This window comes from Spirosoma sp. (assembly GCF_026391055.1).
In the GTDB taxonomy this organism is placed as follows: Bacteria; Bacteroidota; Bacteroidia; order Cytophagales; family Spirosomataceae; genus Spirosoma.
This window is the reverse complement of record NZ_JAPLET010000026.1, coordinates 585,558-602,066: the sequence shown is the minus strand read 5'-3', so window position 1 is coordinate 602,066 and position 16,509 is coordinate 585,558. Positions and strand designations below refer to the sequence as shown.

Here is a 16,509-nt window from a genome sequence, read left to right as displayed (position 1 = left end):
AGTGGAGTGAGTAGCGAGGTTATTTATTAGGTTATAGTACCCACTCCATTTACTCCACCAATCAACCATTAATCTTCTTCGCCCTAAGCAGGGCTTCCAGGTAGTAATAATCGGCGTAGATCAACGGCACATCCCGCTCAAACGTTTTGGCACCTGTACTGTGCAGCAGCAGGAAACCGTGATTCTGACCCTTTGACGATGTGTAGCTTTTCGCCAGACTGGTCATCACCTGATCGGCCTTTTTCCGGTACGGGGCATTCGGTACATACGTACTTAGTTCGAAAAGCGCCGACGCCATAATGGCTGCCGCCGATGCATCGCGTGGCTCGTTGGGAATCCCCGGTGCATCGAAGTCATAGTACGGCACCAGATCAGCGGGCATGTGCGGATGGTTCAGCATGAATTGGGCAATGGATTCGGCCTGCCGAAGAAAGGCGGGGTCTTTCGTTTCCCGATAGCAAACGGTGTAGCCGTATAATCCCCATGCCTGTCCACGCGCCCAGGCCGATTCATCACTAAATCCCTGATGCGTATTTTTCTTCAGCACCTTACCCGTCAGTGTATCGTAGTCGACAACATGGTACGAGCTATGATCCGGACGGTAATGATTTTTGAGGGTTGTACGGGCATGGGTAACGGCAATGCGATAGAAGGTTGAGTCGCCGGTGAGCCGGGTAGCGGCAAAGAGCAATTCCAGGTTCATCATGTTGTCGATAATGACCGGGCACTGCCACACCTCCTGGTGGTGATCCCAGGAGCGAATAATACCCGCTTTAGGCTTAAAGCGGGTCGACAGGGTTTTAGCCGCTTCAATGAGGACTGCCCGGTAGGCCGGGTCACGCGTTAGCCGGTATCCGTTGCCATAGCTGCTGTAAAGTTTAAAGCCCATGTCGTGGGTACCGCCATTGGTCTTCTCGCGTTCCAGCCGGGCGGTGTAAGTGCGGGCCTCATCTGCCCATTCTTTCTTGCCGGTATACTCATAGAGGTACCAGAGTTCGCCGGGGAAAAAACCGCTGGTCCAGTCGCGGGCGGGTACGGCCTGAAGTGAGCCATCGGCCGCGATGGTGCGGGGCGACACCAGGGCAGGCTTTCCGGCAGCAGGCTGTTTTACCCGCTCCGCCATCTCCCGGAGCATCAACCGTGTTTGCTGTTCAGCTTCGTCAAACCGGACCCGAATTGCCCGCTCAGGGATAAAACCGGTCAGCAGTATGAAAGGGAGTAGATAGCGAAGGGTTCGTAGGTTAGGGGTCATAGCGTAGTGACAAAGTCATTAAAGGATAATTGACAGCATATATACCAGTAAGGTGACGATGAATACCACCGCGCCAATTTCAGCGATTATATACCGGTTTTTCACCTTTCTCATATCTGCTCCCGTTTAATACTGCAAGTTTAGTACCCTTTGACTTTTCGCTGGATACCTCAACTGTTCATAAAGGAGGACAAAACGTTCGGGCGGGTGAAGAAGCGTTCAAAAGGGTGGATTAATCGCTCATTTTTATATTATTCCATTATTTTATTGTCAAATGCCAGTAGTATTGTCCTGGTAACGGGTCCCGGAGGCTCCGGAGCGCAACTCAGCAGCGCCCGCCATTTACCTCTGTTGCACCCCCTCAACTTTCACCTACTTTACAGAAAACACATGCCAAACTATTTACTCAATAGGCTTCAACAGTCGATACCCTACTGTTGGTTAGCTCTGCTGTTGACGATCGGCATAGCCAATGGGCAGACAACCACCTACTCGTTCAGCGGGCGGGTGCTGGATGAGAAAAATACGGGCCTGCCCGGCGCTACGGTCGTGATCAAAAACAATAACAAGACGGGTACGACCACCGACGCCAACGGTAAGTTCACCATTAGCATGCCCACGGGCGGTGGCACACTTGTGGTATCGGCCATTGGTTACCTGGCTAAAGAAGTTGCCGTTACGAGCGAAACCACCATCGACGTACCGATGGCTCCCGACGTAAAGACACTCAACGAAGTAGTGGTAGTCGGTTACGGAACCCAAAAGAAGGAAAACCTGACAGGGGCCGTTGCAGCCATTACCATCGATGATAAAATATCGAGCAGGTCGCTGTCGAACGTTTCCTCGGCGCTGTCGGGCCTGATTCCGGGTCTCGCCGTTCAGCAGTCGACGGGGCAGGCGGGGCGCAGCGGGGCCGCACTGGTAATCCGGGGGCTGGGAACAGTCAATAACTCGGGGCCGCTGATTGTCGTGGATGGTATTCCCGACGTCGACATCAACCGGATCGACATGAACGACGTTGCCAGCATCTCCGTCCTGAAAGATGCGGCCTCGGCTTCCGTTTACGGGTCGAGGGCAGCTAACGGCGTTGTGTTGATCACCACCAAAAATGGTTCGCAAAACAAGAAACCGGTCATCAGCTATACGGGCACGTACGGCCTATCTGAACCGACCAATTTCTACAACTACTTCGACGACTATGCCCGTTCGCTTACCATGCATTTGCGGGCCTCGGGGGCGGGGGCATCATCGACCACCTTTCGCTATGGCACCGTGGAGGATTGGCTGTCGAAGAGCCTGATCGACCCGATCAAATACCCTAGCACTAACTGGTGGGATGTGGTATTGCGCGATAAGGGCCGGATTCAGACACATAACCTGTCGGCAGCGGGTGGCAATGAGCGTTCCAATTTTTACCTGTCGGCGGGGGTATATGATGAGTTGGGTATCTTGATCAATCACGATTACAAGCGATACAACACCCGATTCAACCTGGACTACAAACTGAGCGACCACATTAAAGTTGGCATCCGGATGGACGGGCAGTGGTCGAAACAAACCTTCGCCAACTCCGAAGGACTGATTACCTATACCGGAACCGGGGGGTACGATATTCGCTATGCCGTGGCCGGTATTCTGCCGCAGAACCCGGCTACCGGGCAGTATGGTGGGGCAATGGCCTATGGCGAAGATGCTCTGGCGTATAATATGCTGGCGGCCATGAACGTCAATCACAACCTGCGCGACCGTCAGGAAGCCAACGGCAATTTATACGGCGAGTGGACACCCATTACGGGGTTGACCATTCGGGGTGATTATGGCCTGCGGTATTATAATCAGTTTACCAAAAGCTACGCCGATCCCTCGGATGTCTTTAATTTCCAGACGAATCAGATTTCACGCAATCTCGTATCCAGCAGTGCTGGCATCAGCAACGCCATCAATTCGGGCTATAAAACGCTGCTTCAGGGCCGGGTAACCTACAACAAAACGCTTTTCGGCAATCATCAGCTGAGCTTGCTCGGGGCTTATACGGAAGAATACTGGTTCAACCGAAACCTGTCGGCCAGTCGGCTAGAGCGCATCAACCCGCTCCTGAGTGAAATCGACGCGGCCCTAACCACGACGCAGGCTGCCGGGGGTAACTCCGACGCCGAAGGGTTACGGTCGGGCATCGGTCGACTCAATTACGTCGTCAACGATAAATACCTATTTGAAGTGAACGCCCGCTACGATGGGTCCAGCAAGTTTCTGCCGGGTTTCCAGTACGGCTTCTTCCCATCGGCATCGGCAGGCTGGCGTTTCTCGGAAGAGCCTTTCTTCAAGCGGTTCAGTTCCGTGGTATCGTCGGGTAAAGTCCGGGCTTCCATCGGTAAACTGGGTAACAACTCGGGCGTGGGGCGGTACGAGCAGCGCGATATTTTCAACCTGACCAATTATATCCTGAATGGAAAAATCGCCAAAGGCTTTAGTTCGGCCAAAATCATCAACGAAGATTTCTCCTGGGAAGAAACCAACGTTACCAACCTTGGGCTGGACCTGGCTTTCTTCGGCGGACGCCTGACAACCGACATTGATTACTACAACAAGCTGACCTCGGGGATGATCCGCCCATCGTCGCTGTCGACTTTCCTGACGGGCTACAACGCCCCTCGCGTGAATATCGGCAAGCTTCGGAATACGGGTGTGGAAATGAATGTCACCTACCGGGCCAAGGTTCGGGACGCTAACGTTGGGGCAACGCTCAACATGGCCTTTAATCAAAACAAACTGCTGGAGTGGAATGAGTTCCTGAGCAAAGGGTACACCTACCTGAACCTGCCTTATCACTTCGCTTATAGCCGCGTGGCCACGGGCATTGCTCAGAGCTGGGAGGATATTGCCAACGCTCCCTACCAGGGGCAGTACTTTTCGCCGGGCGATATTCTGTATAAAGACCTTAATGGCGACGGTCAGGTGAACGACGAAGACCGTAAAGCCGAACCCAAATTTAACCGGGATCAGCCTACGGGTACCTACGGCCTCAATCTGTTCGCCAACTGGCGGGGTTTCGATGTCAGCATACTCTGGCAGGCCGCTACCGGTCGGAAAGATTTCTGGCTGGAGCCGTTCAACAACGTCAACATTCCGGCCGCACGCAACGCCTTTCAGGACTTTTTATGGAACGATACCTGGAGCCTCGACAACCGGCTGGCGTCGCTGCCCCGGCTGATCACCGGTTCGGGCGGTAACAACCAGGCCGAATCGACCTTCTGGCTCGACAACTTTGGTTACCTGCGGCTTAAGAATATTCAGGTGGGCTACAACATTCCCACCAAATACATCAGTCGGTTGGGGCTGAGCAAGGTCCGTATCTATGGAACGGCCGAAAACCTGCTGACCTTCACAAAATACCGTGGTGTCGATCCGGAAAAGAGCACAAGTGTGTCGGGAGCCGACAATAATGACGACCCGTTCCCGCTGCTCAAATCCTATTCGTTCGGTCTTAACCTCAGCTTTTAATATATACCCCCTTTGCCATGAATCGACTTTATAACGTATGTGTGCTGCTGGGGCTGATGCTGGTGTCAGTGGCTTGTACCGAGAATTTACTCGACCAGATCCCTACGACGCAACTGTCGGCAGAATTATTCTGGAAGACAACGGCCGACGCCACAGCGGCTGTTAACGGCGTCTATGAAGCCAACCGGACTACCTTCGACCGGGACTACTATTTCGATGGAGCCGGTGAATTTGTCAATACCCGCGGTACCAGCAATAACCAGGGTACATTTAACCCTAGCGGTCTGGGCTCTAACGGTAATTTCGGATTTCTGTGGGGCGATTGCTATCGGGCCATCAACCGCGCCAACTATGTGCTGGGGAATATTGGTACCCTGCGATCGACACTCAAAGAGCCCGCCGATCTGGCCTTGATGGATCGACTGGTGGCCGAAACCCGCTTTCTGCGCGCCATCAACTACTTTCGACTGATCGACCTGTGGGGCGATGTACCTTACTTTACCAAAAAATTGGATGGCAATGCCGAAGCGTATGGCCTTGCCCGAACTCCCCGCGCCGTTGTCAAGGATTCTATTCTTGCCGACCTGAGTTTTGCGGCAACGATTCTGCCCGAAGTTTATGCGGGTGATAATCTGGGCCGGGCCTCCCGGCTGGCGGCTCTAGCTTTCAGCGGTAAAGTGAACCTGTTCTGGGCCAGCTGGATGAAAAACGAAGGTAACAGCGCCGAAGCACAGAAGCATTTTGCGGCTGCTGCGGCTGACTTCAAGAAAATTGTCGACAAAAACATTCCGCTATTTCGCAATGGAGAGCCGGGGCCGTCCGATAACCCCAACTACTGGCACCTATTTCAGTACTTCAATGAGTATGACCCCGAGATCATTTTCTCCGTACAGTTTGGCGGTCCGCTGCTGAGCCAGGGCGAGGAGCTGTCGCGCGATTTCGGTAACCGGAACACCGGTTTCGGGCAGTGCTGGGTTGCGCCCACGTTCCGCTTAGCCAACCGGTACCAACTGGTGAGCACCGGCGATTTTGCACCCCCACTCGTGCTGAGCCGTGCCACGACGCTGCTCAACAGCGCCACTAACCCCAAATCTTACGAAGGGCGCGACTACCGGATGCGGGCCACAATGGTCTGGGACGGTCAGAAAATGGTGCAGCTGTCGACCGATGGGTTAACGGTGCTGCCCGATAGCCTGCCATTCCGCTTTGGCAACCGCGACGGCGTAACGGCCCTCAACTATGATGGACAAACCTCCGGATATATGTTCCGTAAATGGGTGCGTCAGACGGGCGGTATCGGCCGGAGCGATGGCCCCCAGGACATCTACCTGATGCGCCTGCCCGATGTGTGGCTCATGTATGCCGAGGCTGTTAACGAAGTCAACGGTGGCCCCACGCCCGAACTCTTTACCCTGCTAAACCGCATTCGTCGCCGGGGTAACCTGCCTGCACTCAACACGGCTAAGTTTTCGACCCAAGCCGAGTTTTTCAAAGCCATCGAGCAGGAGCGTATCATCGAACTGGTTGGCGAAGGGCAGCGCTTCTTCGACATTCGTCGCTGGAAAAAGGCCGAAGAGATCTGGCCCGCCCCGTCTGGACAAGTACTCTTCGACACCCAGGGCACCCGCATCCGCGACGAGTTTGTCAATGCCGATCTGCGCGCCTACCAGCGGTATTATATTTTCCAGATTCCGCCCGCCGAGATCGAAGTGAATGCCAAAATAACCCAAAACGCACCCTGGTTATAACCCGACCCACTACTATGAAACGTTCGATTCTTTATATCTGTCTGTGTCTGTTCATGCTGGCCGGTATCGCGGCCTGTAGCAAGCAGGACCCCATCGACGAAGCCGGTCTGCTGATTACGCAGCGGTCGCAATCCTACATGACTTCCTTCGATCTGCTGGGTTCTGATCACCGCACCGTGCTGGTGAGCGGCCAGACGAAAGTAGATACCACGGCACTGACCGTTACGGCAGTGGCTAAATTCGGTACCAACATGCAACGGCTCAAACCGTTTTGCAGTGTGGTGAGTGATGCCATAGTGGAGCCGACCATGGGTGTCTGGACCGATTTTTCTCAGCCGCTGACCTACACGGTTGTGTCAGGTAACCGGCTTGTGCGCAAAACCTATACCGTAACGGTCACGCTTCAAAAATAACCATCCATGCGACCTTATCTTCTTTCTTTCGTGTATGCTGCTTTCGTACTGCTGGCTGTAAGCTGCAAGGAAACAGTACAACCAGACGAACCCTTCCAAAACGATTTACTAAAAAAAACGACCGGTCCCGCCGTAGTAGGCGACCGCATCGAGTTCGCCTATGCCATCGGCACCCTGGAGGGCGATCTGAAAAACGTTCGTGCCGAGGCTACCCTGGCTGGGGGAGTCGGTACGGGGTTCAGCCGTAATTCGTGGTACACCAACTACAGCACGGGGGTCGATCAGCCCCGGCAAACGGCGACCGATACCATCACAAACGGGGCTGTATCGACCGCAAATATTATCGACGCGGCCACCAACAAAGCCGTTACGCTGCGCTATTATTACTACCCCACGGCCGATGCCCAGGGGAAAGATGTGTCGTTCCGGTTCAGCGCGACCTCATCGACCGGTAAGGAAGTGAGCATTCAGTCACCGACTTACCGCATTAGCAGCATGGATATGAAGCGGTCTATTGTGCTGGGCGACGGGTCCAAAGCCTATGTTTCACTCGCCGATATGACGGCTTACACCAAAGCTGAAGTGGAGCAGAATAATTTGGCCGGGAAAATCGACTTCGTGTACATCTACCGCCCCACGATCAATACATTTGCGTTTGGTCATGCGCTCATAGCGCCGTCAAACCCAACATATCTACAGGATGTTATCCTGCCAACGGGTCTGAGCAAGACGCGAACAGCGATTGACAAACGAGTCGATGTGAAAGATGCGCAACTGCGGGGTACGGCTGGTTTCGAGGTGTTCATTGATGACATCGATCTTCGACAGACAACCTTTGTCAACGCGGCCGACTATGCCTACGGCCTAGCCGCCGATCAGGGCGCTTTTGTGAAATCGGCCGATGGTTCCTACACGGCTTACGTGTACGTCAACGCCGTAAACAATACAGCAAAAACGATGACTGTCAGCATCAAACGCCTGAAACTGAATTAACGAAGTGAATTTAAACGGTATTTCAAACCCTATATCGTTAAGATGTAGCGTTTGAGATACCGTTTAAATTCACTTCGTTACCTATTTACTCAATTGACTTATGCGCCATCTTCGAAGCCAGATCGGTTGGCTGACCGGTATTCTTTTTGCAATTTGTGTGCAGCCCGTTCTGGCGCAGCCCGTTACCACACCAAGTACGTTTCTGCTGGATGCTACGCTGCTGGCGAGCAATAAAGCCCGGCTTCAGCAGGGTGACGCAAGCTTGCAGGCGGCCCGAAAATCGCTGCTGGCTCAGGCCGATAACCTACTGACCAAACCGGCACATTCGGTGGTGGAAAAAACAAAAACTCCACCCAGTGGCGATAAGCACGATTATATGAGCGTTGGGCCTTACTGGTGGCCCGATTCGACCAAGCCCGGCGGATTGCCCTACATCCGCAAAGATGGTCAGATCAACCCCGACCGCTACGCCATTCAGGATGGCACGTACCTCAACGCCCTTTGCGATGATGTACAGACGCTGGCGCTAAGCTACTACTTTTCCAATGACGACAAGTATGCCCGCCGGGCAGCGGAGTTACTGCGAACCTGGTTTCTCGACAAGGAGACCCGCATGAACCCGAATCTGAACTACGGGCAGGCCATTCCGGGTATTACTGAAGGGCGCGGCATTGGATTGATCGATACCCGGATGCTGGCCAAACTGGTCGATGCCGTGCAACTGTTGAACGGATCACCTGCCTGGCCGAAGCAGGATCAGACGGCCCTGCAAGCCTGGTTTCGGCAGTTTTTGACCTGGATGCTCACCAGCCCCATCGGTAAAGATGAAGCTGATGAGCACAATAACCACGGCACGTATTACGATTTCCAGACGGTTGCATTTGCCCTGTTTTTGCAGGATAAGACGATGGCTAAACAGCTCATCGAGCAGAACACCTACAAGCGGATTCAGAGCCAGTTGAAAGAAGACGGTAGCCAGCCCCACGAACTCGCCCGAACTCTGAGCTGGAACTATTCTGTTATGAATTTCAAGGGGTTTCTGGGGGTGGCTCTGCTGGCGAAGAACGTTGGTATTGACCTTTTAAACTACGAAACCTCCGATGGTAAAAGCCTGAAAAAAGCCTACCAATGGCTATTGCCTTATGCTGAAGGCCAAAAACCGTGGCCTTTTCAGCAGATCAAAGCCATGCATCCAGAGGAGTTCATGCCCGTACCGTTTATTGTCAATGCCCGCTTCAACACAGGCACTGCACCCAATAAATCGCCCGCCCGAACCCCCGGTAGTCCTGTCTTTGTACTCACCAACGCCTTGTTTTAGCTAGCCAGATAAGCCGGTAAGGGAATGTCTTCGTCGCCTGTTTTGGGTATGGGCGCTAACCGAACGGTTTGCAGCGGAATGACGCCCGCCCAGGTAGGCAAGTGCTCATCTTCAGGGTCGTCGCCGGGGCCGCCGGTTCGTACTTTGGCTGAAGCTTCGGCCAGCGAGAAAGCCAACACAGTTGTTTTCCGCATTTCGCTGTCCGTAGTCGGGCGCAGGTCGTCCCAGCGGTTGGGAATGAGGTGATCCGTAATCAGGGCCAGGGCTTCCAGGCGCTCGGCTCCGTCGGTTACTTTCTCCGCCGAGGCAAAGACGACGACCGAGCGGTAGTTGACGGAGTGGTGAAAGGCCGATTTTGCCAGCACCAGCCCATCTGCCAGCATCACCGAGATGCAGACCGGATTTCCCTGCTCGATAGACCGGATAAAATGACTGCCCACCGACCCGTGAATGTAGAGTTTATCGCCTTTCCGGGCAAAAGCGGTAGGAATGGCCATCGGTTGCCCATCCAGTACGTAACTAACCGTACAGAAAAGGGCTTCGTCCAGAATGGGATGGATGGTGTCGGCGTCGTAATGGGCGCGTTTCGCTAAACGACTGGGGGTAGTGCGGGTTGTTTGCATTGAGTTACTTGCTTTTGATAAATCAAATGTCTTGCTTTATCGGTCTATACAAATCGTCCGGTTTGGATAAAGCAGCTAGTCCGGTTATGGTCCCCTTTAAATCCCTGGTTCAATTTGATAAGGCGTCGTCCACGCCCGTTTTCATTCAACTGAGCAATCAGTTGGGCCACCTCATCCGACAGGGAACTCTCGCGCCGGGACAACGGCTTCCCGGTACCCGCCAACTCGCCGACTTGCTGGAGCTGAATCGGCAAACCATCGTGGCTGCCTACGGGGAAGGGCTGGCGCAGGGCTGGCTCGAAAGCCGGTCGGGCAGCGGGACCTATGTTGCCACCCATTTCCCGGAGATAAAGCCGCAAGGGTTAGCGGGCGAAGCAGATGGTTCGTCAGCTACAAACAGCGGGTCTGCCAGGAGCAGACCCGGTAATGAACAACCGGGTTATGTGTTTGAATCGGTAGATTTTCTGGTGCGGCCGGTATTGACCAATCAGGCCGGGCTGCGCCTGGACGATGGCTTTCCTGATATCCGACTGGCCCCGATGGAGGAACTGAGCCGGGCATATCGGTCGTATTTTCGCTGGGGCAACCCGCAGCAGCATTTCGGTTACGGCGACACCAAAGGGCACCCGCTGCTCCGGGAGCAATTGTCGGCTTACCTGAACGAAACCCGTGGCCTTCAAACTACGCCGGAGAATGTGCTGATTACCCGTGGAAGTATCATGGGCCTTCATCTGGCCAGTCAGGTGCTTTTACGGCCGGGCGATGTGGTTGCGGTGGGCGAAACAACCTGGTCGGGGGCGACCATGAATTTTAAGAAAACGGGCGCAACAGTATTGCCCGTACCCGTCGACCAGTATGGGCTGGATGTGGACGCACTGGAAGCAATTTGCCGGACCAGACAAATTCGGATGGTGTTCGTAACGCCACACCATCATTATCCCACCACGGTAACCCTCCGCGCCGACCGGCGTATCAAGCTGTTGCAATTGGCCGAAACGTATCGTTTTGCAATTCTCGAAGATGATTACGATTATGATTTTCACTACCTGAGCCGTCCCATTCTGCCCCTCGCCAGCGCCGACCGGCGGGGCATGGTCGTGTATGTGGGTTCGCTAACGAAATCCGTGGCACCCGCGTTTCGGGTGGGGTACGTGGTGGCGCCCAAAATTTTGATTGACGAACTGGCGCGGCACCGGCGCATTATCGACCGGCAAGGCGATCCGATGCTTGAATTTGCTATTGGGCAGCTGTTTAAAACCGGAGATATGAAACGCCATTTTCGCAAGACCCTGCGTGCCTACCACGCCCGTCGTGATTACTTCTGCGATCTACTGGCGAATGCGTTGCCGGACGCTGTTCAATTCAACAAACCCGATGGGGGACTGGCCGTCTGGGCCTCTTTCGATCCGGCTATTGGTATGGAAGCGTTGACCCAGCGGGCAGAACAGGAGGGGCTCTATCTGTCAAATGGCCTGTTTCATAACCCGCCCGGACAGCGTCTGAACAGCACTCGGCTGGGCTTTGCGTCGAGTTCGGAAGAGGAACTGAAAAGAAGCGTAGCGGCATTGAAAAAGGTGGTTCACGCTAATAGGTAAGTTCCTCGTCGTCCAGAAGCTGTTTTAAACGCATTCTCAGGCTACTGATCGGTTCGGGCTGCCTCCCAGCCGAGCATGGCTTGTTTGCGTTCAGCACCCCAGCGATACCCACCGAACAGTCCCGTCTTTTTGATGACCCGGTGGCAGGGAATCAGGTAGCCAACCGGGTTTGAACCAATGGCGGTCCCTACGGCCCGCGAGGCTGTGGGCTGACCGATGGCGTTGGCAATCTGATCGTAACTCGCCAGATTACCTTCCGGAATTTTAAGCAACGCTTCCCATACCTTTAGCTGAAAAGCGGAGCCGCGCATCAGCACCGACAGGACGGGTTTACTGCCTGTCCGTTCGGCCAACCCAACCGCCGGGGGGCTAAAAATTTGGTCGGCCAGCGGTTGCAGCGTAATAGGGTCATGCTGAAATGAAGCCTCGGGCCAGGCGGTTGGCAGAATGGTTTCGATGACGTTATCCTCATTCACAAAGTGCAGCAGGGCAATTTTGCCGTTTATGGTCCCTAGAAGATACCGCCCGAACGGACTGGTAAAAATGCCATAAGTGAGGACTAAGCCGGAGCCGCCCTGTTTGAATTGCCCCGGTGTGATGCCTTCAATATTGACGAATAAATCGTGCAGCCGACCCGTGCCCGATAGCCCCGCATCGTAAGCGGCATCCGTCAGGAGTGCGCCGTTGCGCAGTCTGGTTTTGGCGTGTTCGAGAGTCAGGTACTGGCTGAATTTTTTGGGACTGACACCCGCCCATTCCGTGAAAAGCCGCTGAAAGTGAAACTCGCTCAGGTTCACCTTTTCGGCCAGTTCACTCAGGGATGGCTGTTCCCGATAAGTAGCAGTCAGGTGTTCGATAGCGCGGGCAATCTGCTGGTAAGTGAATGTGCTGACGGATGTCATCGTTGTTGTGCGGGTTTGAATGCCGATGTTTCGATTTGTTTACCGATACAAAGGTCGCTCGAAAAGTGGGCCGAATAAACCCGATTCTTGCGGAGTTAAGGGGGCAAAACGGGCTGTCAGTAAATGCAGGTGATTCGGTATCTTTGGTGAAAATTGGGCGTATGCCATTTGGGTAGCCAACGCCCGCAGAGGCTCATCTACGTATGAAAAAAGGGTTACTTTTTATTTTCTTCCTGGTCAATGGGCTGGTCCTGAATGGGCAAAATCGATTTGGTAACGAATGGACACGGCCGGGCCAGAAATACCTCAAATTTACCGTCAATCAGGCGGGGATTTACCGGGTTGGGTACGAGGATATCAAAGCCGCCGATGCGTCCTTCCTGCAAAACAATCCAGCTCGCTGGCAACTGTTTTTCAGAGGGGAGGAGGTCGCTATTCGGGTGGTGGGGCAGCAGGATGGGACCTTCGATGCCCAGGATTATATTGAGTTTTATGGCATCGGGAACGACGGCGCACAGGATTCGCTGGTTTACCGACCGCAGCAGCGGCTGCATCCCTACCAAACCCTTTTCTCCGACAAAACGGCTTTTTTTCTGACCAGTAACCCGACGTTGGCCGGTAAGCGAATGCCCGAACTGAACCTGTCGGCGCAGGGATTGACGCCCGAGCCATTTCATGTTGAAGAGACCGTTCAGGCCTTCACGAGCGAGTACACGTTCAATAACCTGAAGGGGCTGGAACCGTACCTTCAACAAAGCTATTTTGAGCCGGGTGAGGGCTGGTCCGGACGACAGCTTACCGCCGATTCTGTGAGCGTTGTTCAACTGAAACTACCGGGCCGAACATCGGCAAACTGGCCCGTTACGCTGGAAGGCATGGTCAACGGGCGCGATAATTCCTTGCATCAACTCCAGCTTCAACTCGACGCCAATACCACCGCGCCCCTGTCTGTAGAGCCGTTTAGCGGATTTAGGAGTCAGACATTTAAGGCAACGGTTACGCCGACAACGATTCAGAATGATCAGCTTACCTTGCGGCTCCAGGTCGTGAAAAGCGGCTTCACGACCAATTATTCCATCACTTACATCAAGGTGGCCTATCCGCAGGTGCTAGATATGACCGGGCAAGTCGGCAAGGTATTTACCATACCGGCCAACCAGCGGCTAAATGCTTTGCTGGCCGTTAAAAACGCGCCAGCCGCATCGCTCGCGTACGATATTACCGACCGGGCCAATGTCCGGCTGCTGGCTACCCAAACCTCCGGCGACCAAACGCAGGTGGTTGTAAACGAGACGGCCCGGAGCCGGGTCGTTTTTATTTCCAATAAAATTAATAAACCGCTGACTATCCAGCCGATCCAATTTCGGACGACGATTCCCGAAACGGCGGATTACATTATCGTTACACAGGCGTCGCTTCGGCAGTCGGCCGCTACCTATGCCAATTACCGGTCGTCGGTGGCAGGTGGGAGCTATAAGTCTTTTATTGTCGAATCCGACTCCCTCTACGACCAGTTCAACTACGGCGAGAAGAGTCCGCTGGCACTTCGGCGTTTTGCCGATTATCTGGTGGCTAACACGGCGGTTAAGCACCTGTTGCTCATAGGCCGGGCGAATAGTTACCCGTATACGGTCAAAACCGCCACCGATGATTTAGTCCCGACCATGGGCTACCCCGGTTCCGATATTCTTCTGTCGGCCGGGCTGGGTGGTTTCCCCCCGAACACACCCGCCATCCCGACCGGGCGCATCAATGCAACGACCAACGATCAGGTACTTACGTATCTGGACAAGGTGAAACAGATGGAAGGTGCCAGTTACAACGGACTTTGGCGAAAGCACATTGTTCACATCAGCGGGGGTAAGTCGGCGGGTGAAATATCCAGCCTGCGCGAAGCCCTCAACGGCATTGGCCGTATTTATACCGATGGTCTGTTGGGCGGGCAGATAACGACATTCAGCAAAAACACCAATGCCGAAGTTGAGCAGATCAATATTGCCCCGCAGGTGAATGACGGGGTTAGTCTGGTTACGTTTTTTGGTCATGCCGGACCGGCCATCACCGACATGAATTTTGGGTTTGCCTCTCCGCCCGAAAACGGGTTCCGGAATCAATATTATCCATTCATGATTTTTAATGGCTGTGGTGTCGGAGAGATTTTCTCCAGCTTCAAGACCCTATCGACGGACTGGCTGCTGGCTCCGCAAAAAGGAGCGGGCCTGGTGCTAGCGCACTCGTATTACAGTTACGAACTGCCCACAACGCGGTACCTGACCAAACTGTACTCCCGTTTATACGCTGATGCCAGCACACTGGGTGTGCCATTCGGCAAGGTGCAGCAGCAGGTTAACCTGGCGTTGGAAAAAGAAGGTGTGGATGGGTACGACATTTCCGTGATTCTGCAAATGCTTTTGCAGGGCGACCCCGCCCTGAGTATGTACCCGCTGCTAAATCCGGACTTTTCGGTGGAGTCGAAGGGGCTTTACATTCAGGGTAAAATGGCGGGCAGCTCGCTTCAGAACAGCGATTCACTTCGGGTTGTCGTTCCGGTAGCCAACCTCGGTAAGTTCGTGGCTGGTCAGTCGGTGGCATTGGCGTTGACAAAAACGAGCAACGGCAGTGCGGCCACCACCACACTCCGGTTTCCGGCCTTTCGGTACCGCGATACGCTGGTATATACCATAGCCAAAGACGAAAAGCTACAGAAACTGGAGGTGACGATCGATCCCGGGAATCAGCTTGTTGAGTTGAGCAAGTCGAATAACAAAGCCAGCCTGGATATTGACTGGGCGCAGGCGAAGACGAGTACCAGTTACCCGCCCAATCGGTTACCTGACCGGGTAAGCCCGGCAATCAGCGTGTTTCTCGATGGGAAAGTTCGGGAAAATCGGGCAATCGTTGGGGTGAATCCCCGCATAGAGGTGTTTATCCTGGACGAAAACCCGCTCTCGCCAACCGATACGAGTGCCGTTGAGGTCTATCTGAAAAGCTGCGCCAGTTGCTCCCCCAACAAACTGCCATCGGGCCGGTTCACGGTGTCGGCGGTTTCGGCAAATCAGCTTCGGGTGGCTACAAACGCCGTGCTTCAGGCGGGGGAAAACTATCAGCTTATTGTGTTCGGGAAAGATGCCGCCGGAAATCGTACGCAACCGCCCTACGTGCTTGATATTGGCGTCGTGGCTGAAGATAAACCCGTTACGGTAACAGCCTACCCAAATCCGGCAATGACCTACGTGAAATTTGACCTAAATTTGACCCTATCCGAACTGCCCACCGAATCCCGGCTACTGATTTATAACTCGTCGGGCGCGCTGGTCTATGCAGATATGGTGTCGGTAACTACTGGTAAAAACACATGGCTGTGGCAGGCAACCGCAGCAGGCGTTTACCCCTATGTGTTCCGGTTAACCTACAAAGACGGACGTACCGAAATGCATACCGGCAAGGTGGTCTGGCAACATTAGGGTAGCCGGTTAGTGCTGAGTAACGTCCATTTTTGTCGACTCCCCGATGTAATAATGCCTTTGCCGATGCAGTCGGGCGTAGCTTGGCAGTAGGCGAGGGCGGTGTTTTCGCGGTAAACCAGCCCCACGTTCGGCGCATACATCCGAACGTATTTATTCAGTCCGATGAGGGTCGAGTCGTTCGGGCCTATTACGGATATGACGTTGTCGAAGGATCGCTTATTCAGCGTAAGGGACCGACTCTCGTACTGATACCGGAGCAGGGTGTCAGGGCGGGCATTGTAGGTATTCACATTCCAGGTGGTAGCCGCCGAAATCGGGAACACCAGATTCACGGTCGGTACATTAGTCTCCTGGCTGACAACTTCCGAAAGCGTTTTATAGACCGTCCGGACGGTGCTCACCTGCCAGTCGGCCTGATCCGAGTTGCGGGCCGACTCTTCAACCTGATAAACCAGTTGTCCGTTACGTACAAATGAACTGCCAACCTTCTGCTGAACCTGAAACACGCGCGTAGTAGCCGGGCTTGTGAGCGAATACGCTTCCTGCGTAACCTGGTAAATCCAGTAATCGCCGGTTTGTAGCGGGAAATAAGCCGAATCGTCGGGGAGTGGGTCCGTTGCTGGCTGGCACCCATTCAAAAGGGCAAGGACAATCAGGAAAACAGGGAGAGGATATCGTCTGCAATTTTTGAGCATGG

General features: G+C 54.1%; 11 protein-coding genes. 7 read left to right on the top strand and 4 right to left on the bottom strand.

Annotation, left to right across the window (positions count from 1 at the left end; genetic code table 11):
• Nucleotides 1-61 precede the first annotated feature (61 nt).
• On the bottom strand, nt 62-1,252 hold the full coding sequence (locus NT073_RS25940; protein ID WP_297379443.1) for a glycoside hydrolase family 88 protein: 1,191 nt from the start codon (nt 1,250-1,252) through the stop codon (nt 62-64).
• 390 nt (nt 1,253-1,642) lie between these two features.
• Here NT073_RS25940 and NT073_RS25935 point away from each other — a divergent pair, with 390 nt between their 5' ends.
• The 5 genes from NT073_RS25935 (at nt 1,643) to NT073_RS25915 (ending at nt 9,225) form a co-directional block, all read left to right on the top strand.
• Nucleotides 1,643-4,753 (top strand): TonB-dependent receptor, encoded by a 3,111-nt coding sequence (locus tag NT073_RS25935; protein ID WP_297379442.1) that lies wholly within the window; start codon nt 1,643-1,645, stop codon nt 4,751-4,753.
• Nucleotides 4,754-4,770: 17 nt separating this feature from the next.
• Nucleotides 4,771-6,501 (top strand): RagB/SusD family nutrient uptake outer membrane protein, encoded by a 1,731-nt coding sequence (locus NT073_RS25930; RefSeq protein WP_297379441.1) that lies wholly within the window; start codon nt 4,771-4,773, stop codon nt 6,499-6,501.
• Nucleotides 6,502-6,515: 14 nt separating this feature from the next.
• Entirely contained in the window at nt 6,516-6,914 is a 399-nt protein-coding gene (locus NT073_RS25925) for a hypothetical protein (RefSeq protein WP_297379439.1), read from the top strand.
• A gap of 6 nt (nt 6,915-6,920) precedes the next feature.
• Nucleotides 6,921-7,907, top strand: a complete 987-nt coding sequence (locus NT073_RS25920; protein ID WP_297379437.1) for a DUF4466 family protein — start codon at nt 6,921-6,923, stop codon at nt 7,905-7,907.
• 100 nt (nt 7,908-8,007) lie between these two features.
• The gene (locus tag NT073_RS25915; protein WP_297379435.1) at nt 8,008-9,225 is read left to right on the top strand and encodes an alginate lyase family protein; all 1,218 of its coding nucleotides are present in this window, start codon (nt 8,008-8,010) and stop codon (nt 9,223-9,225) included.
• Here the strand turns inward: NT073_RS25915 and NT073_RS25910 are convergent.
• Complete coding sequence (locus tag NT073_RS25910) at nt 9,222-9,848, bottom strand: pyridoxamine 5'-phosphate oxidase family protein (RefSeq protein ID WP_297379434.1); 627 nt, start codon at nt 9,846-9,848, stop codon at nt 9,222-9,224. The genes NT073_RS25915 and NT073_RS25910 overlap by 4 nt on opposite strands.
• A 26-nt stretch (nt 9,849-9,874) precedes the next feature.
• On the opposite strand from NT073_RS25910, the gene NT073_RS25905 reads away from it, so the two are divergent.
• Entirely contained in the window at nt 9,875-11,443 is a 1,569-nt protein-coding gene (locus NT073_RS25905) for a PLP-dependent aminotransferase family protein (protein ID WP_297379432.1), read from the top strand.
• Between the two features lie 41 nt (nt 11,444-11,484).
• On the opposite strand, the gene NT073_RS25900 is transcribed toward NT073_RS25905, so the two are convergent.
• Nucleotides 11,485-12,345: a methylated-DNA--[protein]-cysteine S-methyltransferase gene (locus tag NT073_RS25900; protein WP_297379430.1), complete on the bottom strand. Its 861-nt coding sequence runs from the start codon at nt 12,343-12,345 to the stop codon at nt 11,485-11,487.
• A gap of 203 nt (nt 12,346-12,548) precedes the next feature.
• Here NT073_RS25900 and NT073_RS25895 point away from each other — a divergent pair, with 203 nt between their 5' ends.
• The gene (locus tag NT073_RS25895) at nt 12,549-15,809 is read left to right on the top strand and encodes a C25 family cysteine peptidase (protein WP_297379429.1); all 3,261 of its coding nucleotides are present in this window, start codon (nt 12,549-12,551) and stop codon (nt 15,807-15,809) included.
• Here NT073_RS25895 and NT073_RS25890 read toward each other — a convergent pair.
• A complete protein-coding gene (locus NT073_RS25890; RefSeq protein ID WP_297379428.1) occupies nt 15,806-16,507 on the bottom strand; it encodes a hypothetical protein in 702 nt (233 codons plus the stop codon). The genes NT073_RS25895 and NT073_RS25890 overlap by 4 nt on opposite strands.
• Nucleotides 16,508-16,509 lie beyond the last annotated feature (2 nt).

What these genes read in the sequence shown, in the direction of transcription:
- NT073_RS25940 (WP_297379443.1), bottom strand. Translation starts at nt 1,252, where the DNA reads ATGACCCCTAACCTACGAACCCTTCGCTATCTACTCCCTTTCATACTG.
- NT073_RS25935 (WP_297379442.1), top strand. Translation starts at nt 1,643, where the DNA reads ATGCCAAACTATTTACTCAATAGGCTTCAACAGTCGATACCCTACTGT.
- NT073_RS25930 (WP_297379441.1), top strand. Translation starts at nt 4,771, where the DNA reads ATGAATCGACTTTATAACGTATGTGTGCTGCTGGGGCTGATGCTGGTG.
- NT073_RS25925 (WP_297379439.1), top strand. Translation starts at nt 6,516, where the DNA reads ATGAAACGTTCGATTCTTTATATCTGTCTGTGTCTGTTCATGCTGGCC.
- NT073_RS25920 (WP_297379437.1), top strand. Translation starts at nt 6,921, where the DNA reads ATGCGACCTTATCTTCTTTCTTTCGTGTATGCTGCTTTCGTACTGCTG.
- NT073_RS25915 (WP_297379435.1), top strand. Translation starts at nt 8,008, where the DNA reads ATGCGCCATCTTCGAAGCCAGATCGGTTGGCTGACCGGTATTCTTTTT.
- NT073_RS25910 (WP_297379434.1), bottom strand. Translation starts at nt 9,848, where the DNA reads ATGCAAACAACCCGCACTACCCCCAGTCGTTTAGCGAAACGCGCCCAT.
- NT073_RS25905 (WP_297379432.1), top strand. Translation starts at nt 9,875, where the DNA reads ATGTCTTGCTTTATCGGTCTATACAAATCGTCCGGTTTGGATAAAGCA.
- NT073_RS25900 (WP_297379430.1), bottom strand. Translation starts at nt 12,345, where the DNA reads ATGACATCCGTCAGCACATTCACTTACCAGCAGATTGCCCGCGCTATC.
- NT073_RS25895 (WP_297379429.1), top strand. Translation starts at nt 12,549, where the DNA reads ATGAAAAAAGGGTTACTTTTTATTTTCTTCCTGGTCAATGGGCTGGTC.
- NT073_RS25890 (WP_297379428.1), bottom strand. Translation starts at nt 16,507, where the DNA reads ATGCTCAAAAATTGCAGACGATATCCTCTCCCTGTTTTCCTGATTGTC.